Origin of the sequence: Kitasatospora xanthocidica (assembly GCF_014656195.1) — a bacterium.
GTDB classification, from domain to species: Bacteria; Actinomycetota; Actinomycetes; order Streptomycetales; family Streptomycetaceae; genus Kitasatospora; species Kitasatospora xanthocidica.
In genome coordinates this window covers 111,247-133,163 of the sequence record NZ_BNBY01000007.1, presented here as the reverse complement: position 1 = coordinate 133,163, position 21,917 = coordinate 111,247, and the positions used below count along the sequence as shown (strand labels likewise).

22 protein-coding genes are annotated in these 21,917 nt (G+C 74.5%); 6 read left to right on the top strand and 16 right to left on the bottom strand.

Annotated features, from left to right (window positions below):
* Window positions 1–158: 158 nt before the first annotated feature.
* Complete coding sequence (locus tag IE332_RS15105) at window positions 159–1,430, bottom strand: hypothetical protein (RefSeq protein WP_189916364.1); 1,272 nt, start codon at window positions 1,428–1,430, stop codon at window positions 159–161.
* Between the two features lie 329 nt (window positions 1,431–1,759).
* Between IE332_RS15105 and IE332_RS15100 the strand changes: the two genes are divergently transcribed.
* On the top strand, window positions 1,760–2,260 hold the full coding sequence (locus IE332_RS15100; RefSeq protein WP_189916363.1) for an SsgA family sporulation/cell division regulator: 501 nt from the start codon (window positions 1,760–1,762) through the stop codon (window positions 2,258–2,260).
* 46 nt (window positions 2,261–2,306) lie between these two features.
* Here IE332_RS15100 and IE332_RS15095 read toward each other — a convergent pair whose 3' ends face one another.
* From IE332_RS15095 to IE332_RS15085, 3 genes are all read right to left on the bottom strand, one after another.
* Window positions 2,307–3,746 carry a helix-turn-helix domain-containing protein gene (locus IE332_RS15095; protein ID WP_229928612.1) on the bottom strand — a complete coding sequence of 480 codons (1,440 nt, stop codon included), beginning with the start codon at window positions 3,744–3,746 and terminating at the stop codon, window positions 2,307–2,309.
* Between the two features lie 211 nt (window positions 3,747–3,957).
* On the bottom strand, window positions 3,958–5,106 hold the full coding sequence (locus IE332_RS15090; RefSeq protein WP_189916361.1) for a M56 family metallopeptidase: 1,149 nt from the start codon (window positions 5,104–5,106) through the stop codon (window positions 3,958–3,960).
* Complete coding sequence (locus IE332_RS15085) at window positions 5,103–5,564, bottom strand: BlaI/MecI/CopY family transcriptional regulator (RefSeq protein ID WP_189916360.1); 462 nt, start codon at window positions 5,562–5,564, stop codon at window positions 5,103–5,105. The genes IE332_RS15090 and IE332_RS15085 overlap by 4 nt, the downstream gene beginning before the upstream one ends.
* 432 nt (window positions 5,565–5,996) lie before the next feature.
* On the opposite strand from IE332_RS15085, the gene IE332_RS15080 reads away from it, so the two are divergent.
* Window positions 5,997–6,665 (top strand): phosphatase PAP2 family protein, encoded by a 669-nt coding sequence (locus IE332_RS15080; RefSeq protein ID WP_189916359.1) that lies wholly within the window; start codon window positions 5,997–5,999, stop codon window positions 6,663–6,665.
* A 209-nt stretch (window positions 6,666–6,874) separates the two neighbouring features.
* A complete protein-coding gene (locus tag IE332_RS15075) occupies window positions 6,875–7,390 on the top strand; it encodes a pyridoxamine 5'-phosphate oxidase family protein (protein ID WP_189916358.1) in 516 nt (171 codons plus the stop codon).
* A 175-nt stretch (window positions 7,391–7,565) separates the two neighbouring features.
* Here IE332_RS15075 and IE332_RS15070 read toward each other — a convergent pair whose 3' ends face one another.
* The 11 genes from IE332_RS15070 to IE332_RS15020 all read right to left on the bottom strand — a co-directional run bounded on the left by IE332_RS15070 (window position 7,566) and on the right by IE332_RS15020 (window position 16,422).
* Window positions 7,566–8,168 (bottom strand): hypothetical protein, encoded by a 603-nt coding sequence (locus IE332_RS15070; protein ID WP_189916357.1) that lies wholly within the window; start codon window positions 8,166–8,168, stop codon window positions 7,566–7,568.
* Window positions 8,165–8,836, bottom strand: coding sequence for a hypothetical protein (locus IE332_RS15065; RefSeq protein WP_189916356.1), 672 nt, complete (start codon window positions 8,834–8,836; stop codon window positions 8,165–8,167). Before IE332_RS15065 ends, IE332_RS15070 begins: the two co-directional genes overlap by 4 nt.
* Entirely contained in the window at window positions 8,826–10,148 is a 1,323-nt protein-coding gene (locus IE332_RS15060; RefSeq protein ID WP_189916355.1) for a putative T7SS-secreted protein, read from the bottom strand. The genes IE332_RS15065 and IE332_RS15060 overlap by 11 nt, the downstream gene beginning before the upstream one ends.
* Window positions 10,145–10,444, bottom strand: coding sequence for a hypothetical protein (locus tag IE332_RS15055; RefSeq protein WP_189916354.1), 300 nt, complete (start codon window positions 10,442–10,444; stop codon window positions 10,145–10,147). The genes IE332_RS15060 and IE332_RS15055 overlap by 4 nt, the downstream gene beginning before the upstream one ends.
* 173 nt (window positions 10,445–10,617) lie before the next feature.
* Window positions 10,618–11,109 (bottom strand): hypothetical protein, encoded by a 492-nt coding sequence (locus tag IE332_RS15050; RefSeq protein ID WP_189916353.1) that lies wholly within the window; start codon window positions 11,107–11,109, stop codon window positions 10,618–10,620.
* A 110-nt stretch (window positions 11,110–11,219) separates the two neighbouring features.
* Window positions 11,220–11,540 (bottom strand): DMT family transporter, encoded by a 321-nt coding sequence (locus tag IE332_RS15045; RefSeq protein WP_189916352.1) that lies wholly within the window; start codon window positions 11,538–11,540, stop codon window positions 11,220–11,222.
* A 7-nt stretch (window positions 11,541–11,547) separates the two neighbouring features.
* Window positions 11,548–12,270 (bottom strand): HAD family hydrolase, encoded by a 723-nt coding sequence (locus tag IE332_RS15040; RefSeq protein WP_189916351.1) that lies wholly within the window; start codon window positions 12,268–12,270, stop codon window positions 11,548–11,550.
* A gap of 50 nt (window positions 12,271–12,320) precedes the next feature.
* Window positions 12,321–13,406 carry an ABC transporter ATP-binding protein gene (locus IE332_RS15035; protein ID WP_189916350.1) on the bottom strand — a complete coding sequence of 362 codons (1,086 nt, stop codon included), beginning with the start codon at window positions 13,404–13,406 and terminating at the stop codon, window positions 12,321–12,323.
* Between the two features lie 54 nt (window positions 13,407–13,460).
* Window positions 13,461–14,270 carry an ABC transporter permease gene (locus IE332_RS15030; RefSeq protein WP_373313741.1) on the bottom strand — a complete coding sequence of 270 codons (810 nt, stop codon included), beginning with the start codon at window positions 14,268–14,270 and terminating at the stop codon, window positions 13,461–13,463.
* Window positions 14,270–15,250 carry an ABC transporter permease gene (locus IE332_RS15025; RefSeq protein ID WP_189916348.1) on the bottom strand — a complete coding sequence of 327 codons (981 nt, stop codon included), beginning with the start codon at window positions 15,248–15,250 and terminating at the stop codon, window positions 14,270–14,272. Before IE332_RS15025 ends, IE332_RS15030 begins: the two co-directional genes overlap by 1 nt.
* 8 nt (window positions 15,251–15,258) lie before the next feature.
* Entirely contained in the window at window positions 15,259–16,422 is a 1,164-nt protein-coding gene (locus tag IE332_RS15020) for an ABC transporter substrate-binding protein (protein WP_189916347.1), read from the bottom strand.
* Window positions 16,423–16,783: 361 nt separating this feature from the next.
* Between IE332_RS15020 and IE332_RS15015 the strand changes: the two genes are divergently transcribed.
* Window positions 16,784–17,572 carry a GntR family transcriptional regulator gene (locus IE332_RS15015; protein WP_189916346.1) on the top strand — a complete coding sequence of 263 codons (789 nt, stop codon included), beginning with the start codon at window positions 16,784–16,786 and terminating at the stop codon, window positions 17,570–17,572.
* Window positions 17,573–17,719: 147 nt separating this feature from the next.
* On the opposite strand, the gene tmpA is transcribed toward IE332_RS15015, so the two are convergent.
* Window positions 17,720–19,300: a 2-trimethylaminoethylphosphonate dioxygenase gene (gene tmpA, locus IE332_RS15010; RefSeq protein ID WP_189916345.1), complete on the bottom strand. Its 1,581-nt coding sequence runs from the start codon at window positions 19,298–19,300 to the stop codon at window positions 17,720–17,722.
* Window positions 19,301–19,482: 182 nt separating this feature from the next.
* On the opposite strand from tmpA, the gene IE332_RS15005 reads away from it, so the two are divergent.
* Together IE332_RS15005 and IE332_RS15000 are read left to right on the top strand one after the other, a co-directional pair.
* Complete coding sequence (locus IE332_RS15005) at window positions 19,483–20,109, top strand: hypothetical protein (protein WP_189916344.1); 627 nt, start codon at window positions 19,483–19,485, stop codon at window positions 20,107–20,109.
* A gap of 141 nt (window positions 20,110–20,250) precedes the next feature.
* A complete protein-coding gene (locus IE332_RS15000) occupies window positions 20,251–21,894 on the top strand; it encodes an APC family permease (RefSeq protein ID WP_189916343.1) in 1,644 nt (547 codons plus the stop codon).
* The last annotated feature ends 23 nt before the right edge of the window (window positions 21,895–21,917 follow it).

Below are 21,917 nucleotides of genomic sequence, written 5' to 3'. Positions count from 1 at the left end.
CGTTTGGGGGCGCCCGGCCGGGTGCTGCCCACAGTAACGAACGGGGGTGCGGGGATGCGCCCGTCCGGGCAGGTCAGCTGTCGGATCGTCGGACGGTTGGGACCGTGTGACAGCCGACCGCCGCCCGGGCGGTGGCGCGGGCGGGGCGGGCGCGGCCGTCAGCGCGGCGCGGTGACCGGTGGGGCGGCGGGGCCACCGGGGGCACTGGGGGCCTGACCTGCGGCGCCCGGGAGGCCGGGGCCCTGCGGCGGCGCGGCGGGCGGCGGCGGGACGGCGCCGAAGGTGCCGAGCGCGGCCACCGCGCGCGGGTGGCAGAGGGCGAAGGCGGAGGCGCTCCAGCTCTCCGTCGGCGCCGACTTGCGGACCGCGGACGGGTCGGCGGCGGCCGGGCGGGCGCCGCGCACGCCGAAGGTGTAGCGGCCGGGCCGGACGTCGGTGCCGGGCGGCGTGGTGAAGCGGTAGACCAGGGTGCCGCGCTCCTGCTGGACGGTGACCACGGCGCCGGGCAGATCGGTCCAGGCGGTGCCGGTACCGGCGGCCGAATCGCCCGGGACGAGCCGGAATTCGGCCTGCAGCGCGGTGAGCGGCTCGCTCACGGTGAGGCCGAGCTCGTGCCGCAGGCCGTCGCGGCCGAACGGGGTGACCAGGGGGACGCCGGCCAGGGCGTGGTCGGCGCTCGGGTCGGGCGCGGTGGGGCCGGAAGGCCCGGGGGGCGCGGTGGGACCGGGGGCGGCCCCGCCGGGCGGCGGCACCGGGCGGGCGGGCGCCGTCGGCGCGGTGGGCGCGGTGGGCTTGATGACGGGCACGTGCGGGGACTCGCCGGCGGCGGGCTGCCCGGCAGGCTGTCCGCCCGGCTGCCCGGTGGGCTGTCCGGTGGGCTGTCCGGTGGGCGGGGTCGGCGAGGGCGAGGGCCCCGCCGTGGCCGGTGCGCCCGGCTCCGTGCCGGTGAGCTGGGTGCCGGAGGCCTGCGGGTCCTGCCCGGTGGCGGTCAGCCCGCCGGCCGGGGCCCCCGGGTGCGCCGAGCGGTCGGCGGGCGGGGTCGCCACGACCGGGGCCGCGCCGGTGGGGCGGACCGCGGGGTGCGTGGACGGGTGGGCCGGCTGCCGGGCGGCGGACGGCCCGCCGGAGGCCGGGGTGGCGGTGGGGGTCTGGGCGGAGACCGCCTCGGCCTGGTCGGTGGCGCCCGGGGTGGGCGGCGGGGTGGAGCCGACCCGGGCCACGCCGGCCCGACGGCCGATCCCCTGCTGCTCGTTGAGGAGGAGGGTGGTGGCGATGCTGATGCCGACGACGGTGGACATCGCCATGGCGGCGCCGGAGAAACGAATGGTGGGCAGTCGCAGTCGGCCGCCGAACGGGCGTGGCCGGCCGTGTCGGCCGTGCCGTTCGGGCTCGTGCGACACGTCCAGCGCGGTGTCCTCGCGCACAGCCACCGGACCCCTCCCTCCCCGAAGCCGCCGTCGCGTCGCCGTATTCTCCCACGCGCTGGCACCGGGCCCGGCTCCGGCCGTCCCGGGCCGTTCCGCGGCGGGCCCGCGCCGGGGAGGGGGAGAGCGTACCAGCGGCCGGTCATACGGTGGACGGGTTCCATCCATTTCGTGGACATCCGTTCGACGTACGGAAGTTGACACTCCGTCCGACAAGCGCGGGTAAGGGGCGGTCGCACCGGAAGGGGGTTATTGCAACCCTCTTGCAACCCTTGCCCGCCGGGCACGCCGTGGCGCACGCTGAGGACATCCCACGCCGTCCCGGAGAGACCGTCATGCCGCCCGACCCGCTGTCCGCAGCCTCAAGTGCACCCCTCGCCGCCACCCCCACGGGCGGCGATGGGGACGGCTCCACCGCCGCTCCGGCGGCGGTGGAGGAGGTGCTGCCCCTGCGGATCTCGCTGGGGGAGGAGGTGGTCGGCGAGGTGCGCACCCGGTTCCGGTTCGACGCCGCCCGCCCGTACGAGGTGCTGCTGACGTTCCACCTGGGGCGGCCGGACGAGGCCGACTGGGTGTTCTCGCGCGAGTTGCTGCGCGACGGCCTGTGCACGTTGAGCGGCCAGGGCGACGTCAAACTGTGGCCGGCGTACTGCCCGTGCCACGGGTCGACGTTGCACCTGGCGCTCGAATCCCCGCACGGCAGCGCCCTGCTGGAGGCCTCCAAGCCCGTGGTGCAGGCCTGGCTGGACCGGACCTACGCGCTGGTCTCCGAGGAGCAGGAGCGCGACTGCGGCCCGACCGACGCCGACCTGGCCGCCCTGCTGGCGAGCGGCTGACGGCCAGCACCCGGTGATCCGCGGGCGGGCGCGCCGCGGACCGGTCTCAGCGGGCGAGCGGGGCGTCCCCGGGCGTACGCGGCGGAGGGACGGCCGCCGTGCCGGGCAGCAGGGCCGTCCCGGTCGCCAGCGCGGCCCGCAGCCGCCGGACGGCCGGGGCCGTGGAGGCCGGCAGCAGGTCGTACGGGTCGTCCGGCCCGTCCACGGTGACCAGCACCGACTCGGCGATCCGGTACGGCCGGTGGGCCAGCAGCCCGCCGAGGTAGCGGCGCAGCCGGGACAGCTCGGCGCGGACCGTGACCGTCCGGCCCGCGTCGCCGAACAGCGCCTCGGCGAGCTGGGCGGCGCTGCTGCCCTCGCGCCGGGTGGCGAGCAGGAGCAGCAGTTCGGCGTGGCGCGGGCTGAGCGGGTGGGACCAGCTGCCGGCCGCGCCCCGGACGGACAGCTCGGGGCGGTCCGCCCGGCGCAGGTCGAGCCGGAGCCGGGCGCCCTCGGCCTGTTCGCCGCCCACGGTGCCGGCGCCGCCCTCCTCGGGCGGCCGGACCGGGCGCACCAGCCAGCCGTCGGCGAGCGGTTCCAGCACGCACTCGCCGAGGCCGGGCACCCAGTGCACGGCGGCCGGGGCCCAGCCCTCGCTGGGTACCCGCAGCCGGTTGGGCGGCGGCAGTCCGGCGGCGGCGGCGGTCCAGCCGGCCGCGTCCACCACCAGGGCCGGGCCGCCGACCCGGGCGAGCATCGGCGCGGCCAGGGTGCGCAGCTGGTGCAGCGCCTCCAGCCGGTGGGCGCGCAGCTCGGTCTCGGCCAGCCGGGCGGCGGTGGCGGTGAGCTGGAGCAGGTAGGGGCGGATGCTGTGGGCCGGGCCGCTCAGGTTGATGGCGCCGACCAGCTGTCCGGTACCGGGGTCGTGGACGGGCGCGGCCACGCAGGTCCAGGAGTGGTGGCTGCGTAGGTAGTGCTCGGCGGAGTGGACGTGCATCGGGCGCCGGGCGCGCAGGGCGACCGCGATGCCGTTGGTGCCGACGCTCTCCTCGATCCAGCGGGCGCCGGTGATGAAGCCGATCCGGTCGGCGCTGCGGCGCAGGCCGCGCTCGCCCTCCTGCCAGAGCACGTGGCCCTCGGCGTCGGCGATGGCGAGGATCAGCGGGAGCGCGTCGGTCGGCTCCAGCAGGGTCTGGCGCAGCACCGGCACGACCGTGTCGAGCCCGCTGGCACGGCGTCTCTGTTCGATTTCAGCCGGGCCGAGCAGGACGGCGGCGGCGCCGCTGTCGGGGTCGAGGCCGAGCCTGCGCAGCCGGGCCCAGGAGTCGCCGATCTCGGGTCGGGGTTCGAGCAGGCCGGGGGCGCCGTTCTCCTCGGGGGAGGCGGGTCCGGTCAGCTCGCGGGCGGCGGCTTCGGCGAGGGTGCGCTCGTGGACCTTGGACAGCTCCGCCGCGGTCGGCGGGGTGCGGCGCTCTGGTCGTCGGGACTGCCGTCCGGTCTGCCGCACTCGGTCCGCTCCTCGCCGCCGTTCGAGGTCGCGCCGGGGCCGACGCGCTGACGAAAGCGTACGGGGGCGCTGGGTCCGTGGGGATGGGGTCTGCCAACTCGGCATACCGGACGGTACGGAACGGCGGCCGCGGGCGGCGCGGCCGCCGTCCCGCGCCGTGCGGGCGGCTTCAGTGCCGCGCGCGGCACGCTTCAGCGCCGTGCGACCGGCTTCAGTGCCGCGCCTCCGCGCCCTGCTGAGCCGCCTCGACGACGTGGTGCAGGTCGGCGGTGGCCTCCAGGGTGGCGCCGGTGCTCAGGGCCAGACAGGCGGCCAGGGCCAGCGCGACGGCCCGCAGCCGGGTGCCGGGGGCGGCGGCCGGCCGGGGCTGCAGCAGCGCGGCGACCCGGCGCGGGACCGGCCCGGAGTGGGCGGCGGGGGCCAGCCGGGGCCGGTCCGGCCGCGGGGCGCGGCTCGCGGCCAGGGCGGCCCGGCCGACCGCCCGGGCGGTCACGGTGCGGTCGCCGACCCGGGCCGCCGCCACCTCGTCGGCCCAGCGCTCCAGGTGGTACCCGAGGGGCGTGCGCAGCGCGCGGAGCGCCGGGTGGATGCCGGCGGCGTGCTCGGCGACGGCGAGGAAGACGTGGTGACGGGCGGCCAGGTGGGCGCGCTCGTGCGCGAGCAGGGCGGAGCGCTCCGGCCCGCTGAGGGCGCCCAGCATGCCGGAGGTGACCACGATCCGGCCGGGCTCACCCGGTCGGCCGGGGCGGCGCAGCCGGCCGGGCAGGGCGAAGGCGTCGGCGCGCTCGTCGTCGAGGACGGCGAGCGGCGGCTCGGCGGGGCGCAGCAGGGCGGTGAGGGCCGTGAGGGAGGAGCGGAGGGGGCGGCGGAGCCGGGTGGGCGCGGGTCCGTCGCCGGGCCGGGGCGGAGCGGTGAGGCGGTCCGGGGTGGCGAGGCGGTCCGGGGTGCGCGTTCGGCGCACGGTGGCGCGCCGGGGGCGCATGTCCGGATGCTGGTCGGCGGGCGGAAGGGCGGCCCGGGCCGTGCGCAGTTCCCGCCGTCGGCGGCGGGCCGTGCGCACCGCCAGCGCGGTGAGCGCGGCCAGGGCCAGGGTGGCCGCGAGGGCGGCGAACGGGGCGTCCGGGGCGGCCGCGGTGAGCCAGGGCAGCGAGAGGTGGCCGAGGGCGGCGACCGGCGGCAGCTGGAGCAGCCCGTCGGCGGCGAGCAGGCCGAGCGAGCAGAGCGTGCCCCCGGCCAGTACGGCGGTGCTGCCGGCCAGGGTCCAGGCGGCGGCCCGCGGCGACAGCGCCTCGGCGAGGCGGCGGGCCAGCGGCGCGGCCAGGAACGGCAGCAGCAGCGGGGCCCAGACGGCGATCATCATCGGCCGACAGCCCCCGGGCGGCCGTCGTGGGGGCCGTCGGCGCCGGTTCCGAGGACGGCGGGGCCGCCGGCTCCGGTGTCCGGGGTGGCGGGGCCGTCGCCGAGCAGGTCGCGGAGCAGCTGTTCGTCCTCGGCGGAGAGGTCGGAGACGAAGCGGGCCAGCACGGTGGAGCGGTCGGCCTCGCGGCGCAGCTCGGTGTGCATCCGGCGGGCGGCCAGACCGGCGGTGTCCTGGACGGTCGGGGTGTAGGCGTACGCGCGGCCGGCCCGGGTGCGTTCGACCGTCCCCTTGTCGTGCAGCCGGGCCAGGATCGTGGCGATGGTGGTGCGGGCGAGGTCCCCGCCGAGCGCCGCCTGGACGTCCTGCGGCGTCAGCGGCCGCCGGGCCGACCAGAGCGCGGCCAGCACCTCGGCCTCCAGCTCCCCGGCGGGCCGGCGGGCGGACGGTACGTCGGACATGGCGGCGTTTCCTCCAAGTTTCGTCTACAGTCTCGTAGACCGTCTACGCGACTGTAGACGGCCTGGGCGTGTCCTGCGGTGAGCCGCCCTCCAACGTACGGGAGGTCCTTCGGTCGTGCTCCGGTTCCCCGGCGATCGCGCCCGCCCGGCCCGTCCGGTGCTCCGAACGGTGCCAGTTCCGCCGCGTCGCGTACGGGAGTGGCCGGTCCGCTCGTTCACCCTCCGGCGGGCCGTCGGCGGTGCGGTCGAGGCGATCGGCACGGTCCGGGCGGCCCGCGGGGTGCGCGCCGGGCGCGGGCCCGGCACCTCGCCGCCCGGAGGCGACCGATATCGGCCGCCCACCATCGGTCTGGTAGTAGTTGTCCCCGTGCTCCCCAATGTTCTCGAACTGTTCAGCGCCCGTAAGGCGCCACGTCACGGAGGTGACGCGTGATGTCCTCCCGGGCCCTGGCCGTCTACGACGGCAGCGGCATCGACGGCAGCCTCTACACCCGGGTCAACGGGTGGGCGCAGTCGGCCCCGCACTGGCTGGACGAGCTGATCAAGGTCTGGTCGGCGTTCGGCCTGGGACTGTTCGCGCTCTTCATGCTCTGGTCGTGGTGGCGGGCGCGCGGCGCCGACTCCGCGGTGATGGCGAAGGTCCTGGCCTCGCCGCTGATCGTGGTCATCGCGTACGCCGTCAACTCGGTGTTCAAGGGGATCGTCGAGGAGACCCGACCCTGCGCGCAGATCCCCGGCAGCCTCTCGCTGGAGGCCTGCCCGGGCGCCGGGGACTGGTCCTTCCCGAGCAACCACTCGGTGATCGCCTTCGCGGCGGCGGCCGCGCTCTGGTTCGTCGACCGGCGGCTCGGCTGGGTGGCCGGGCTGTTCGCGGTGCTGATGGCCGCCTCCCGGGTCTGGGTCGGCGTGCACTACCCGCACGACGTGGCGGTGGGCGCGCTGGTCGGCCTGCTGGCCGCGGTGGCGCTGGCGCCGGTCGCGGGGCGCTGCGGGCCGCTGGTGGACCGGATGCGAGCCGGCGCGCTGCGGCCGCTGCTCGGGCCGGGCGAGCTGCCGGTGGTCAGCCGCGGCTACTCCGCGTCGGGGGCGCAGCGGCACTGAGGCGGCCGGGCGCGGGCGGGTCCGGCGATCCCGCCGGTCCTTCCGATCCCGCCGAACCCGCCGATTCCACCCGTTCCGCGACCCTTGTCCGTCCGGGGTGGCGGGTAGAGCATGTGAGCCGGGCGTGGGGCCTCCTGAGGGGGCGCCCGCCCGGCTCAGTCGTGCTCGGGGCGCGTGGGCACCGGGCGTGCCAGCGGAGGGAGTGCCGAATGCCGTACAGACTCGACATCACGCAGGGGGACTGGCCCGGCGACCTGCTGCACAAGGGCGTCGAGGGGCTGCTCGCGGAGGCGATGGTGCTCACCCTCGCCACCGCCGGCCACGAACACGGGCCGCACGCCAACCTGGCCTTCTTCGCCTACGACGAGGAGCTGGTCCTCTACTTCGTCAGCGAGCGCTCCACCCGGCACAGCCACCACCTCGCCGAGGAGGCCCGGGCCGCCGCCACGGTGTTCCTGCCGCCGCCGGTCTTCGGCGAGCAGCTGCGCGGGCTGCAGCTGACCGGCAGCGCGAGCGAGGCCTGGGGGCGGCAGGCGGAGGCGGCACTGGCGGCGTACCAGGGTCGGTACCCGTCCTTCGCGCAGGAGGAGGACGTCCGGCGGCAGTTCCTCACCGGGGGCGGCGCGGCGGCCCTCTACCGGTTCCAGGTCGAGGAGCTGACGGCGGTGGACGAGCCGAACTTCGGCCGGCGCAACTACCTGCGGGCGCGGGTGGTACGGGGGTAGGACCCCTCTTCGGACCCCGGCCGCGGGGCGACACCGGGGCACGCGCCCCGACAGGCCCCAGGGCCCCTCTTCGGGCCCCCGGCCGCGGGGCGTTCGAAGGAGGCCCCGGCCGCTTCCCGCCGCGGGTGGACGTCGTGTCGGCGCCCGCCGCCCCACCGGTGCGGGGGCTTGCCGGTCACCCCGTGGTTCCGCGGGGGCGGTTGCCGAGGTGGGCGAGGCAGAGGACGAGGGCCGCGATGGCGGCGTTGAGTCCGATGACGGACCACAGGGAGGCCGATGAGGCCGCCTCGCCCGGGAGTTTGGGGGCGACGCGTCCGGCCGGGTCGATGCGGACGGTGACGGTGTCGCCGGGCTTGAAGCGTTCGGAGTCCTGGGCCAGCGGCCCGCCGGGGACGGTGGCGCCGTCCGCCGAGGTGAGGGTGTAGCTCCAGGTCGTCGAGCCGCGGGACGACCTGTCGGCCTTCTCGGACACCACCACGGCGTTCACCTCGCGCCCGGAGGACAGCACGAGGTTCTGCCAGGCGTCGCCGCCCGCGGCGGTGGCCAGAACGACGGCCAGGGCCACCAGGGCCAGCGCCCCGCCGGTGTCCTTGTAACCGGGGTCGCTGCCGGGCCCCCGGAGCTTCGCCAGTCCCACGCCCGCCACCACGAGGTAGAGGATCACCAGGCCGACGACGAGGGCGGTGCCGACGTAGGCACCGGCGAGGACGACGGTGACGAACAGGCCGGTCAGGACGGCGGCGAGGACGGAGGCCCGGCCGACGGGGGCGGTCGTCATCCGAAGGCCTTCCGGATGGTGTCCCACTGCTCGGCCGGCAGGCCGTCGGCGCTCTCGTCCCGGGGCGGGTGGAAGGAGATGCCGCGGAACGCGGTGGCGAGCAGGGGCAGCCACTCGTCCCAGTGGTCGAGGTCCTCGGTGGTGAAGACGGCGGCGACCACGTGGGGGCTCCACGGGTGGGGGAGCAGCAGTTCGAGCTGGCGCACCGTGCTGACGGTGGATCCGGGGACGCCCCACAGCGCGCCCGGCACGGGGACCTCGACGTCGCGCGCGACGAGGGCGGCCCGGCCGACCGGGAGGTCGACCACGCCGACGTCGGCGTCGGGCCAGGCCTCGGCCAACTCCTCGGCGACGCGGGCGGGGTAGCTCCCGGGCGGGCCGAGCTCCTGCGGGCGGAGGAAGACGGTGAACATGCCGTGGACGGGCTCGCCGTCCTCGGCGCGGACCAGGCAGCCGGACACGTGGACGGCGCCCTCGCGCAGTTGGGCCTGGAACGCGGTCTCGGCGGCGATCACCGCGCTGAGCTTCTGCTCGGGCGCGGCGTCGGGGAAGAGCGCGTCCAGCTGCTCGGCGGTGCGGGTCATCCGGTCGCCGAGGTCCTCGGTCGGGTCGACGGAGGTGAAGCCTCCGGGGAGGGTGAGCCAGAGCGGCGGGTTCTCAGCGTCCATAGCCGGCCGCCCATCCGCCGAGGCCGAGCAGGTTGCCGACGGTGGACACGGTGCCGACGACGGCGTTGGCCTTGCCGCCGCCGGCGGCGAGGCCGCCCGAGCCGAAGAGGTTGTTGGCGCCGGTGGTGTAGTTGACCGCGCTGGTCAGGCCGTTGCTCGGGTTGTCCTGGGTGAGGGCGTACGCGGTCGGGGCGTTGAGTCCGGCGGTGGTGACGGCCTGGACGCCGTCGGAGACGTCCATCGCGGCAGCCTTGGAGAGCCCGAGCTTGATCGCGGGCTTCTCGATCGCGGTGGTGAAGATCGGGTTGGCCGGGTCGACCGCGCGGGCGGCGGACCGGACCTCGGTCGTCCCGGCGGTGACCGCGCCGCGCACTCCCTTCCCGGCGAGGCTCGCCTCCCGGGCGGCGGTCACGCCCTTGGCGGCGACGCCCACGCCGGGGATCGCGCCGAGCACGTCGCCGCCCAGGGTCAGCCAGTTGCCGATGTTCTTCTGCGGCGGCCACAGCTGGCCCTTGACGGCGTACTGGGTGGCGTGCGCGCCCGCGGCGGCGGCGCTCAGCAGGATGGCGGGCAGGGCGAGCGCGGGGAAGAAGATCGCGGCGACGCCGCAGACGCCGGCCGCCACCGTCAGCAGGTCCGCGCCGTGGTTCTTCAGCCAGTTGCCGACCTTGCTGAGCCAGCCCGGCTCCGGCGGGGCCTTGCTGTCGGCGGCCTTGCGGATGGCGTCGGCCGTCTTGTGGGCGTCCGACGTGTGGGCCTCGGCGAGTTCGTGGGCCTGGTTCCGCAGGCCGGTGAGTTCGTCGGAGGCGCTGGTGACCAGGTCGGCGGCCGCGTCGAGGTGGCTCTTCGCCTTGGTGTAGCGCTGCTCGGCGGCGGCGAGGGAGGCGTCGTCGGGGAAGCTCTGGCCGGCCAGTTTGAGGTCGGGGGCCGCCGCCGCGGTGGCGTGGGCCTGCTCGGCCTGTTCCTTGTGCTGTTTGGCGGTGACCGCGGCGCGCGCCAACTCGGCGGCCTTGGGCTGGTGTTCGGTGAGCGCCCGGTACCAGACGTCGAGTGCCTGGTAGGCGGCGGTGATGGAGTCGGCGGCGTCCTGCAGGTACGCGGGGAGCTTGCCGAACTGGCCGGCGAAGGCCTTGGCCGCGTCGCCGGTCCACTGGCCCTGGTTGGCGGAGAGCTGGGCGAGCGTGGTGTGGACGTCGGTCAGGTGCTGGCCCACCCGGCGCAGGCTTCCGCTGAGGCCGGTGACGGCGGCGGAGTCGCCGGGGGTGGGGTTGAAGCCGAGGCCGGACCAGTCGGGCGGCGTGGGTGCGGTCATGACTGCCCCGCCGCGGGGGTGAGGGCCTTGGTGATGCTCTGCTCGGTGCCGTCGTAGTTCTGCTGCACCTTGTCCAGGCCGTCGTCGAGGATCTTGACGCACTCGCGGACCTTCTTCAGGCCGTACTCCCACTTGCTCTGGAAGTGCCCGCAGGCGTCGTCCAGGAAGTCGAACCCGGTGCCGGTGCGGCTCGCCTCCCGGAGTGCCTTGAGCCCCTGATCGAGTTCGTCGCCGCAGCCTTTGAGGTCTTGGGCCAACTTGGCGAGGAATTCGGTGCTGACCGTGAAATCGGCCACTTTCGCCCCCCGTGCGTCGATTGTCGGACCGGGTGAGCATAGCCCTCGCCAGTGCGCGGTTGATCGGTTCCTGTCGATCAACTTGCCTGTACGGACGTATTTTTGACGATACCTTTACGGGCCGTCGACGCCGCCTCGGCGCCGCCGGCCCCGGCCGGACGGGTGCGGTGGCGTCAGCGGCGCCAGAAGCCGCGCTTCTTCGGGGTGACGAGGTCCACGACCGCCGCGACGAAGAGTTCGGCGACGGGGGAGGGGCCCCGGCCGTGGTTGAGGTGGCTCTCGGAGGTCCACTCGCCGAGGACGGTGCCGGGGCTGCCGTCGAGGGGGTCGAAGGCGTGCTCCAGGGTCACGTAGCGGACGGTCCGGGAGCCGCGGGGGTGGACGGCGGCGACGTAGTGGGCCTCGGTGGCGCCGACCGGGGTGGGCAGGGTGACCAGCAGCATGTGGTGGCCGTCGACCGAGAGGTGGCGGCAGTCGAGGCCGTGGGTGGGCAGGCGTTCCTCGGGCGGGAGGGTCCGGCCGAGGTCGTCCCAGATCTGGGTGACGACGGGCAGCAGGCTGCCGCCGTCCGGGGTCGGGGTGGCCACGCGGGGGCCGAACTCCAGTACTTGGCGGGCGAGCTCGCGGTGGGCGAAGCGGTAGTGATGGCGCCGGGGGTCCGTCATGGGGGACACGGTAGCGAACGGCTCGGGGCGGGAAGTCGGGGGTCCGACTTCCCGCCCCGGCAGGCGAGTTGGGCAGCTGGTTCGCGAACTGACGACAGGTCAGGTGGCCGTCAGTGGCTGCCCTTGAGGTTGAGCACGACCACCCCGACGATCACCAGCGCGAGCCCCAGCCACTGCAGCCGGCCGAGCGACTCGCCGAAGGCGACCACGCCGATCCCGGCGACCGCCGCGGTGCCGGCCCCCGACCAGACCGCGTAGGCGACCGAGACCGGGATGTGCTTGAGCGCGCGGCCGAGCAGGTAGAAGGAGAGCGCGTAGCCGATGCCGACCCCGAGGCTGGGCCAGAGGCGGGTGAACCCCTCGGTGAGTTTGAGGCAGCTGGTGGCGCAGACCTCGCTCAGGATGGCGAGGGCGAGCAGGACGTAAGGCATGTCGGTGTCAAACCGCCGGGGCGGCGGTGAGCTTCCCGAGCAGCGCGAGATCGGCCTGCTCCAGGCTGCCGAGCAGGGTGATCCGGGCGCCGTCCGGCATCGGGGTCGGGGTGGAGGGCACGGCGAGCACGGCGCAGCCGGCCGCGCTGGCGGAGGCGACCCCGGTCGGGGTGTCCTCGACGGCGAGGCAGACCGCCGGGTCGAGGCCGAGCCGCTCGGCGGCGGCGAGGTACGGGTCGGGGGCGGGCTTGGTGCGCACGGTGTCCTCGGCGGCCAGGGTGACGGCGAACCAGTCCCGGCCGATCGCGGACAGCACCACGTCCACCACCTCGCGCGGGGAGGCGGAGACCAGCGCGGTGGGCACCCGGGCGTCCCGCAGCGAGGCCAGCAGGGCGAGCGCGCCGGGGCGCGGCACCGTCTCCGCGGCGACCTTGCCGGCGAAGGACTCGCCCAGGCGGGCGGCGAGCTCGGCCTCGCCGAGCGCGGTGCCGCTGACCCGGTGCAGGTGGGCGGCGGTGTGCTCGACGGCCTGGCCGAGCACCTCGGGGGCGTCCTGGTCGGTGAGCGGGTGGCCGAGCTCCTCGGCGATCTCGGCGGCGGTCTGCCACCACAGCTGCTCGGTGTCGACCAGGGTGCCGTCCATGTCGAAGAGGACGGCGGCGGGCAGGGCGGCGGCGGGGGTTCCCGGGGCTCCGGGCAGGGCGGATTCGGGCAGGGCGGATTCAGGCATGGCGGTACCTTCGGTGGTTCTCAAGGACGGAGCAGGGACGTGCAAGGCTCTCAGGCCGGGCGGCGGTCCACCAGCACGGGGCGCTCCGGCAGGGTGAGCTCGGCGCGCGAGCCGGCCGGCAGGGCGGCGGTGGCCTCGGTCGGCAGGTCGGCCTTGACCTCGGTGCCGTCGTCGAGGCGGACGGTGAGCCGGGTGACGGCGCCCAGGAAGGACGCGGAGACCACCAGGGCCGGGCCGTTCTCGGCGGGCGTGAGGGAGACGTTCTCCGGGCGGACCAGCACGTGCAGTTCGCCGTCGGCCGGGATGTCGCCGTCCACCGCGTGGCGGCGGCCGAGCACCTCGACGCCGTCCGAGGCGCGGGTGCACGGGATGCGGCTCATGGTGCCGACGAACTCGGCGACGAAGGCGGTGGCCGGCCGGCCGTACAGCTCGGACGGCGTGGCGCACTGCTCCAGCCTGCCCGCGCGCAGCACCGCGACCCGGTCGGCCATGGACAGCGCCTCCTCCTGGTCGTGGGTGACGAACAGGGTGGTGATGCCCAGCTCCTGCTGCAGGCGCCGGATCTCCTCGCGCAGCTGCAGCCGGACCTTGGCGTCCAGCGCGGACAGCGGCTCGTCCAGCAGCAGCACCCGCGGCTGCAGGGCGAGCGCGCGCGCGAGCGCGATGCGCTGCTGCTGGCCGCCGGACATCTGGTGCGGGAAGTGCTCGGCCCGGTGCGGCAGGCCGACCAGCTCCAGCAGCTCCTGGGCGCGCTTGCGGCGGTCGGCCTTGCCGGAGCCGCGCATCCGCAGCCCGAAGGCGACGTTGTCCAGCGCGGTCAGGTGCGGGAAGAGGCTGTACGACTGGAACACCATGCCCGCGTCGCGCTTGTGCGCCGGGATCGCGGTGATGTCCCGGCCGTCGACCAGGACCTCGCCGGAGTCGTGCTGCTCGAAGCCGGCCAGGATGCGCAGCGCGGTGGTCTTGCCGCAGCCGGACGGGCCGAGCAGGGCGAGCAGTTCGCCCGGGTGGACGGTGAGGTCCAGGCCGTCGAGGGCGGTGGTGGCGCCGAACGAGCGGCGCAGCGAGCGGAACTCGACGGTGGCGCTGCCGGGGGCGAGCGCGACTCCGGTGACGGGGGCGGGGGCCGTGGTCATGGCAGGGGACTCCTGGAAAGCGGGGGGTGGTTCAGGACCGTACGGGCGGTGCGCTCAGGAGCGCGCGGCCTTGCGGCCGCGGCCGACGGCGGACATCAGCAACAGGACGAGCCAGACGATCAGCAGGCTGAGCATGGAGACCGCGACCGACATCTGGCCGTCGCTCTTGCCGTTGGAGCTGATCCACACCGAGAAGGGGGCGAAGCCGAGGATGGAGGCGGTGGTGAACTCGCCGAGCACCAGGGCGACGGTGAGCACAGCCGCGTTCAGCAGCGCGCTGCGCAGGTTCGGCAGGACGACGGTGAGCACCGCGCGCAGCCAGCCGGCGCCGCAGTTGCGGGCCGCCTCGACCAGGGTGACGACGTCCACGCCGCGCAGGCCGGCGTCGATCGCCCGGTAGGCGAACGGCAGCGCCATCAGCACGTACGCGATGATCAGGACGATCGGGAAGCCCGGGTCCTGGATCGCCACGATGGTCTGGAAGAACGGTGTGTCCTGGAGGTAGTCCGGGCCCCAGCGCAGCACGCCGATGATGCCGGTGGTCAGCGCGACCACCGGGACGACCAGCGGCAGCGAGCACAGCACCTCGATCACCGGGCGCAGCCGGGGCGCGCCGAGCCGGGCGGCGAGCATCGCGGGGACGAGCAGGAGCAGCAGCACCGCGACGGTGACGCCGGCCAGTTCCAGGCTGAGCACCAGGCTGTCGGTGAAGCCGGGGGCGTTCAGCAGCTCGGTGTAGGCGCGGAAGGTGGTGCCGCCCTTGTTGTCGTCGACGCTGAAGTACAGCGAGGCGGCCAGCGGTACGGCGAAGTAGACGCCGCAGAGCAGCAGGACCAGGCCGCGGCCGAAACGGATGCGATCGATCAGGCGAGCCACTTGGCACTCCGGCGCTGAAGGGGCAGGTACACGGCCATCACCAGGCAGGCGACGACGATCATGTCGAGGCCGAGGGCGAGGGCGAGGTTGCCCTGGCCGACCAGGACGTTGCCGGACAGCGCGTCGCCGATCTGCATCGAGATCAGCGGCACCGAACTGCCCACCATGGCCTCGGCGGTGGCGTACGCGGCGAAGGAGGCGCCGAACAGCAGCACGAAGCCGCCGAGCAGCGAGGGCAGCAGGACCGGCAGCGCGACGTGCCGCCAGTACTGCAGCGAGGTGGCGCCGTTGTTGTAGGCGGCCTCGCGCCACTGGACCCGCAGGCCCTCCAGGGCCGGGGTGATGGTGATGACCATCAGCGGGACCAGGAAGTAGAGGTAGACCACCGAGAGGCCGGAGAAGGTGTAGAGGCTCCAGCCGTGCGCGGTCAGGCCGAGCTTCTTGGTGACCTCACCGGAGTTGCCGAGGGTGGCGACGAACATGAAGGCGAGCGGCACGCCGCCGAAGTTGGCGAGCACGCCGGAGGCCGACATCACCGCCTCGCGGAACATCCGGAACCGGGAGGTGGCCACCGCCTGGGCCAGCGGCAGGCCGACCACGGTGGCGATCAGCGCGGTCAGCAGCGAGAGCTTCACGCTGCCCCACAGGGCCGTCCAGTAGGCGCCCTGGAGGGAGGCGGTGAGGTTGGCGGTGGTGAACGTGCCGCCGCCGTCGGGCGCGTCCGAGGACGTGGTGAACGCGCCGATGGCGATCGCGACGGCCGGCAGGCCGAAGCCGATCACGAAGAACAGCAGCAGGGGGAGGGCGGCGAGCCAGGCGTGGCCGCGGCCGGCCCGGCGCCTGCCGGGGCGGGGGGCCTTGGCCGTACGGGCCGAGGCCGTGGGGGCGGGGGTTGCGGGGCCGGGGGCGCCCCCGCCGCTCTGGGCGGCGGAGGCGCTGGCCGGCACCGGGGTGGGAGCCGTAGTCATGAGTCAGATCAGCCCGAGATCGCCTTGGCCCAGTTCTCGGTCACGACCTTCTTGGCCGCCGTGGTCTGGTCGTCGGTCGGGAAGGTGGTGAAGGGCTTCTCGACGACCGGCAGCTTGGCGGCGGCGGCCGTGTCCAGGGTGCCGGCGGTCTTCATGGCGTCGAACAGGGCCGGGGTGGCGTAGCCGCCCAGGAAGCCGTTCTGGCCCTCCGCGCTGTAGAGGTACTCCTCCCACAGGCGGGCGGCGGCCGGGTGCGGCGCGTCCTTGTTGATGGCCTGGTTGTAGAAGTTGGCGTAGATGCCGTCGGACGGGATGCTGACCTGCCAGTCGATGCCCTTGTCCTTGAACTTCTCGGCGTAGCCGGCGTTCAGGTACGACCAGTCGATGCTGATCGGGGTCTCGCCCTTCTCGATGGTCGCCGGGGTGACCTCGACCGGGTTGAAGTTGCCGGCCTGCTTCAGCTTGCCGAAGAAGTCGATGCCGGGCTGGATGTTGTCCAGCGAACCGGCGTTGGCCAGGGACGCGGCCATGACCGCGCTGTACGCGGCGTTCGCCTTGGTCGGGTTGCCGTTGAGGGCGACCATGCCCTTGTACTCGGGCTTCAGCAGGTCGGCGAAGGTCTTCGGGCAGGCCGAGACCTTCTTGGCGTCGCAGGCGATCGAGATGTAGCCGCCGTAGTCGTTGTAGCGCAGACCGTCGGCGTCCTTCATGGTGTCCGGGATCTTGGCGAAGTCGGCGACCTTGTACGGGGCGAACAGGCCCTGCTTGGCGCCGGAGGTGGCGAACGCGGCACCCAGGTCGACGACGTCGGGGGCGCGGTCCTGGCCCTTGCGGGAGGTGACCGCGTTGATCTCGTCCTGGCTGGAGCCGTCCGGGTTCTCGTCCTCGATCTCGATCCCGTACTTGGCCTTGAAGCCGTCCATCAGCTTGCCGTAGTTCGCCCAGTCGCGCGGCAGCGTGATGACGTGCAGCTTGCCTTCCTTCTTGGCGGCGGCGACCAGGGCGTCCATGCCGCCGAAGTCGGCGGCCGAGGTGGCGGTCTTGGCGTTCTTGCCGCCCGCGGCGTCACCGGACTTCGCGGAGGAGCCGGCGGAACCGCAGGCGGTGAGGGAGAGCGCGGCGGCGGTCAGGACGGCCGCGAAGGCGGCGGTACGGGCGCGGTGCACGGACACGGGTCAGTCTCCTGAGAAGGGGGAACTGCGAGTGGGCGTCTCGATCGGGGGATCTGGCGAGTGGCGGGTCCGGAGGCGTCCGGGCGTCGGAGCCGTTCGGGGGGCGTCCCGGCGTCGGAACCGTTCGGAACCGTTCGAGTTGACTAGCCAACTTCGCTGACGGGGGTAAGTACGCCGGAGTCCGGTGACGGGAAGGTGAACGGACGGCTCAGAACCGGGGTCGGCTGCGGGAACGGTCGAATCCGGCCATCGGAGCGTGATCCGTTCGATGCGATGCTTCGAATGCGCCGCGGGATAGGGTCGGGCTGTCCGCGCCCGTACCGCTGCGCAGGACACCGCCCCAGGAGGGACATTGACTGACGTGGCAACTGAGCCCCAGCGGCCCGCCGCGACCGAGGAGCGAGGCTCCGGCGCGCTGTACCGGAAGGTGGCCGCCGACCTGCGCGAGGCCATCACCACCGGTGCGTACGGCGAGGCCGGCCGGCTGCCCGCCGAGGGTGCGCTGGCCGAGCAGTACGGCGTCTCCCGCGGCACCGTCCGCCAGGCGCTCGCGCTGCTGCGCTCCGACGGACTGGTCACCTCCCGCCGCGGCACCCGCCGGGTCGTCCTCGGCGGCGCCCGGGTGCAGAGCTTCTCCGAACTGCTCAGCTTCACGCACTGGGCGTACTCGATGGGCGAGGAGCCCGGCGGCATCCTGGACTCGCTGGTGCGCCGCCCGGCCGACGCCGTCGAGCGCGAGCACCTGCGCCTGGCGCCGGGCGCCGACGTGTACGTGACGGTCCGGCTGCGCACGCTCTCCGGCACGCCGGTGATGGTCGAGCGCACCGTCTACCCGCCGCGGGTCGGCGAGATCGTCGCCGAGCTGCCGGCGGACGTGGTCTCGCACACCGAAGTGCTGCGCGAGCACGGCATCCTGTTCACCGACGCCGACCACACCATCGACATCGTCGCCGCCAACGCCGAGGACGCCCGGCTGCTCGGCTGCCGCCGGGGCGGCCCGCTGCTGCGCGAGCGGCGGCGCACCACCGACCCGACCGGCACCCCCGTGGAGTGGTCCCAGGACCGCTACCTGCCGGGCACGGTGGCCTTCAGCGTGCACAACTCCCTCGCCACCTCGGCGCTTTCGCGGCACGCCCGGGAGCTGGACTGAGGCTGTGACTCGCCCGCTCGCCTCCGGGGCGCTCGGATCCGGTGCCGACGGTCGGCGCTCCAAGGCCCTCGTCCCTCGGGCCTCCTCGCTTCTCCCTTTCGGCACCGGCGCGCCCCTTCGGCTCGGGGCGGGGGCCTTCGCCGTGGGTCAGCGCATGAGGGAGAGCAGCAGCGGGCGGTAGTGGTCGAAACCAGGGGTGGGGGCGCCGGCCGCCTTCGCCTGCTCGTCCCAGCGTCGGACGGCCAGCGCGTCGACCGCGCCCGGGAGTTCGGCGAACTCCCGCGCCTCCCGCTCGCCCATCGGGCCGCCCTGGACGGTCAGCGTGTACTCCGAGGCCGCGGACAGCCGGGCACGGTAGTCGGGCTCGACCGCGCACAGGTAGCGCTTGGCGGCCACGTGCAGCCGGACCGGCTCGGTGACCTCCGGGCCGAACCAGCGGGCCAGCCAGTCGGCGCCGGTGTGGCTGTGCCGGTTGTCCTGACCCTGCATCAGATCCCTTCCGTGCAGCGCACCTTGGAAGTGTCCGACGTCGTGCAGCAGGGCGGCCGCGACCAGGTGGTCCGGTGCCCCGGCGGCCTCGGCGGCGGCCGCGGCCTGCAGCATGTGCTCCGCCATCGTCACCTCCTCGCCCAGGTACTCCCCGGCGCCCTCGCCCGCGAACAGCCCGGCGATCGCGTCCAGCGCGGCCGCGCGGCGGTGCAGCACCGCGAGGGTGGAGGACAGCGAGTCCAGGTCGGCGTAGCAGCCCTGGAGGTGCCGGTGGCCGTCCTGCCGGAACGCCGTACGGGCGTGCAGGAGGCGGGTGTTGTCGAAGACCAGGCAGTCGCCGGGGCCGAGGCGGAAGGTGAGCTGCAGCTCGGGACGCAGGGTGATCGCGGCGAACCGGCGGTAGGCGGCGTAGAACGCGCTCAGCCGGTCGCCGCTGCCGCGCAGGGTGCCGATCGAGCGGTTGTTGAACCGCACCTCGCGGATCCGGCCCAGCGGGTCCACCTCGATCAGCGGACGGTCGGCCCGCAGCTCGGTGCGGCGGTCGCGGAAGACGAAGGGGACGGGCGTGCGGGTGAGCGTCTCGAAGTCCGCGGGCGACTCCGCGCGGAGGACGGCCGCCGCCTTGAACCCGTCCACCAGCCCGGAGTCCCCGCCGGTCGCCGAGTTCTCCAGGCAGTGCAGCAGCTGCAGGGTCGGCACCGGGTCGCGGTACGGGTTGTCGGTGTGCGGGGCGATCGCGACGCTGGTGAAGGCGAGGTTGTTCGGGTCCGGCTCGACCCGGACGTCGAACAGCTCCCCGTAGTTGGTGACCCGCACGTAGCCGAAGCTCTCCGCCACCCGCAGCACCTGCCCCTCCACGGCCGGCACCCCGCGCAGCACCGCGAACCCGCTGCGGCGGACGGCGGCGAGCACGGCGGCCTGCTCGGCCGGGTCGGCGAGGTAGGCCTCCCACTCCGCCTCGGGGATGCCGCGGGCGAAGTCCCCGGCCGTCCAGAGCCGCTTGCCCTCCTCGGTGCGGCCGTCCTCTCCGGCTTCCTCCGCCAGCCAGGAGAGCGGGTAGCGGGAGCGGTGCCCGTCCGACCAGAGCACCTCCAGCCGTCCGTCGGCCTCGGTGCTCGCCGCGACCGCCAGGTCCTGGGGCAGGTCGTCGATCTGGAACAGCTTCTGCCCGTTCCGGGGGTCCCGGCACTCGGCGCACGGGCAGTTGTCGCGCAGCCAGTACGGCGGCAGCTCGGTCATGGGTGGTCTCCTCCTCGGCGGCTTTTCGGGCTGAAGTTGTATAGCCAACTTGCCCTCCCGCTGGAGCCTTCCTGCCCCCGATGAGTTCCACGTGCCGCGCAGGTGAACGCTGCGGGAACTGTGCCGGCGGCGGTGGCCGGGAACCCTTGCGCCAGGTGGTCCAGACCTGCTCGGATGTGCCGGTGAACGATCGACTCCCGAGGGCCGTCGCGCTGACGGCCCTGGCCGCGCTGGCGGCCTCCTGCACCGGCGGCGCCGCCACCCCGGCCGCCGCACCGGCTGCCACCCAGCCCGCCACCCAGCCCGCCACCCAGTCCGCCACCCAGGCCGTGACTCGGACCGCGGCGGACTGGCGGTACCTCCCGCCGCCGGCGTTCGACGGCGTCCCCTCCGTCCCGGACTCCGCCTTCGTGAAGCTCATCCGCAGCGGGGTGGCCAAGGGGGACCTGCCCGCCACCGCCGTGGGCACCAGCTACATCAGCGCCGACCAGGCCCGGAAGATCAGCATCCGCGCGGTGCCGCAGCACAACGCCGACCCGGCCGGGGCCCTGGACGACCTGCTGCGGAAGGAGTTCCCCAAGGGGGACGTACGCGCGCACTACACGGACGTCGACCCCGGCGGGCGCGGCGGCGCGATGCGCTGCGACGCGGTCCGGGGCGACGAGGGCACGGTGACCGGGCTCTGCTTCTGGAGCGACGGCAGCATGGTCGGCATCTACGGCGAGTACGTCCTGGGCACGGACCTGGGCGTCGACACCACCGCCCGGCACACCCGCGACTTCCGCGTCCTCGCCGAGGTCCCGTCCTGAGCCGGGGGGCGCGTGGCCGGTAGGGGCGCTTCGCCCGTCTGGCTGACGGGGGCGGGGTGCCGGGTGTTTCGGGGTGGGGGAGGGGGCGGGGCTGCGGCACTGTCGGGGTGGATTTTCCCCTGATGTGAGAGGCGGCCGCGCATGGCTCATTCCGATACGAACACGGGTCCGGCGGCCTCGGGGCACACCGAGCTCAAGCGCGAGGTCGGTGTCATCGGGCTGTTGTGGGCCTCGGTCGGGGCGATCATCGGGTCCGGCTGGCTGTTCGGGGCGCAGAAGGCGGCGGTGGCGGCGGGGCCCGCCGCGCTGTTGTCGTGGGGGATCGGCGCGGTGGCGATCATCCTGCTGGCGCTGATCCACGCCGAGCTGGGCGGGCTGTTCCCGGTGGCGGGCGGGACGGCGCGGTACCCGCACTACGCGTTCGGCGGGTTCGCGGGGATGTCGTTCGGGTGGTTCACCTGGCTGCAGGCGGCGACCATCGCGCCGATCGAGGTGCAGGCGATGATCAACTACGCCCAGCACTGGTCCTGGGCGGACGGCCTGCTGAACAAGAACCTGACGCTCACCGGCGCCGGGTTCGTGGTCGCGGCCGTCCTGCTCGGGGTGTTCGTCGCGATCAACTTCCTCGGCGTCCGGCTGCTCGCGCACACCAACAGCGCGGCCACCGTGTGGAAGGTCGCCGTCCCGGTCCTGGCCATCTTCGCCCTCGGGATCACGGAGTTCCACGGCTCCAACTTCAGCGTGCACGGCTTCGCGCCGGACGGCGCCAAGGGCGTGCTCGCCGCGATCAGCACCAGCGGTGTGATCTTCGCCCTGCTCGGCTTCGAACAGGCCATCCAGTGGGCGGGCGAGAGCCGCAACCCGCGCCGGGACATCCCCCGGGCCGTCCTCGGCTCGGTCGTGATCGGCACGGTCGTCTACGTGATGCTCCAGGTGGTGTTCATCGGCGCCCTGCCGCCGGAGACCTTCGCCGACGGCTGGGGCTCGCTGACCTACCCCGGCATCAGCGGGCCGTTCGCGGGCCTCGCCACGCTGATCGGGCTCGGCTGGCTGGCCACCGTCCTGTTCATCGACGCGATCATCTCGCCCGCCGGCACCGGGCTGGTCTACATCACCTCCAGCTCGCGGGTCACCTACGGCCTGAGCCGCAACGGCTACGCCCCGCAGGCCCTGCAGTACACCGACCGCAACTCGGTGCCCTGGCTGGGCCTGGTCATCGCCTGGGTCGCCGGGGTGCTCTGCTTCCTGCCCTTCCCCAGCTGGCAGCGGCTGGTCGGCTTCATCACCTCGGCCGTGGTGCTGATGTACGCGGGCGCGCCGCTGGCCTTCGGCGTGCTGCGCAAGCGGCTGCCCGCGCTGGAGCGGTCGTACCACCTGACCGGCGGAACGATCATCTCGCCGCTGGCCTTCGCGGTGGCGAGCCTGATCATCTACTGGTCCGGCTGGGACACCCTGTGGCGCCTGGGCCTGGCGATCGTGATCGGGTACGTGCTGCTCGGCGGTTACTCCGCGTACGCCGCCTCGAAGGGGGTGCCGAACGCGCCGCGGATGGACTTCAAGGCCGGGCAGTGGCTGCCGGTCTACCTGGTCGGGATGGGGATCATCTCCTGGCAGGGCACCTTCGGCGAGGGCTCGCAGGGGAACCTGCCGCTGTGGTGGGACATCGGCGTGGTGGTGGTGTTCGCGCTGGTCGTCTACTACTGGGCGCTGGCGGTCGCGCTGCCGGCCGAGGAGATCGAGCGGAACATCCGGGGCGTCGAGGTGGTGGAGGCCGGCGGCCACTGAGGCTCGTGTACGCGCGCGAACGG

What these genes read in the sequence shown, in the direction of transcription:
- tmpA (WP_189916345.1), bottom strand. Translation starts at nt 19,300, where the DNA reads ATGACCGAGCTGCCGCCGTACTGGCTGCGCGACAACTGCCCGTGCGCC.
- IE332_RS15045 (WP_189916352.1), bottom strand. Translation starts at nt 11,540, where the DNA reads ATGCCTTACGTCCTGCTCGCCCTCGCCATCCTGAGCGAGGTCTGCGCC.
- IE332_RS15070 (WP_189916357.1), bottom strand. Translation starts at nt 8,168, where the DNA reads ATGACGACCGCCCCCGTCGGCCGGGCCTCCGTCCTCGCCGCCGTCCTG.
- IE332_RS15040 (WP_189916351.1), bottom strand. Translation starts at nt 12,270, where the DNA reads ATGCCTGAATCCGCCCTGCCCGAATCCGCCCTGCCCGGAGCCCCGGGA.
- IE332_RS15080 (WP_189916359.1), top strand. Translation starts at nt 5,997, where the DNA reads ATGTCCTCCCGGGCCCTGGCCGTCTACGACGGCAGCGGCATCGACGGC.
- IE332_RS15000 (WP_189916343.1), top strand. Translation starts at nt 20,251, where the DNA reads ATGGCTCATTCCGATACGAACACGGGTCCGGCGGCCTCGGGGCACACC.
- IE332_RS15035 (WP_189916350.1), bottom strand. Translation starts at nt 13,406, where the DNA reads ATGACCACGGCCCCCGCCCCCGTCACCGGAGTCGCGCTCGCCCCCGGC.
- IE332_RS15100 (WP_189916363.1), top strand. Translation starts at nt 1,760, where the DNA reads ATGCCGCCCGACCCGCTGTCCGCAGCCTCAAGTGCACCCCTCGCCGCC.
- IE332_RS15050 (WP_189916353.1), bottom strand. Translation starts at nt 11,109, where the DNA reads ATGACGGACCCCCGGCGCCATCACTACCGCTTCGCCCACCGCGAGCTC.
- IE332_RS15075 (WP_189916358.1), top strand. Translation starts at nt 6,875, where the DNA reads ATGCCGTACAGACTCGACATCACGCAGGGGGACTGGCCCGGCGACCTG.
- IE332_RS15025 (WP_189916348.1), bottom strand. Translation starts at nt 15,250, where the DNA reads ATGACTACGGCTCCCACCCCGGTGCCGGCCAGCGCCTCCGCCGCCCAG.
- IE332_RS15085 (WP_189916360.1), bottom strand. Translation starts at nt 5,564, where the DNA reads ATGTCCGACGTACCGTCCGCCCGCCGGCCCGCCGGGGAGCTGGAGGCC.
- IE332_RS15065 (WP_189916356.1), bottom strand. Translation starts at nt 8,836, where the DNA reads ATGGACGCTGAGAACCCGCCGCTCTGGCTCACCCTCCCCGGAGGCTTC.
- IE332_RS15090 (WP_189916361.1), bottom strand. Translation starts at nt 5,106, where the DNA reads ATGATGATCGCCGTCTGGGCCCCGCTGCTGCTGCCGTTCCTGGCCGCG.
- IE332_RS15060 (WP_189916355.1), bottom strand. Translation starts at nt 10,148, where the DNA reads ATGACCGCACCCACGCCGCCCGACTGGTCCGGCCTCGGCTTCAACCCC.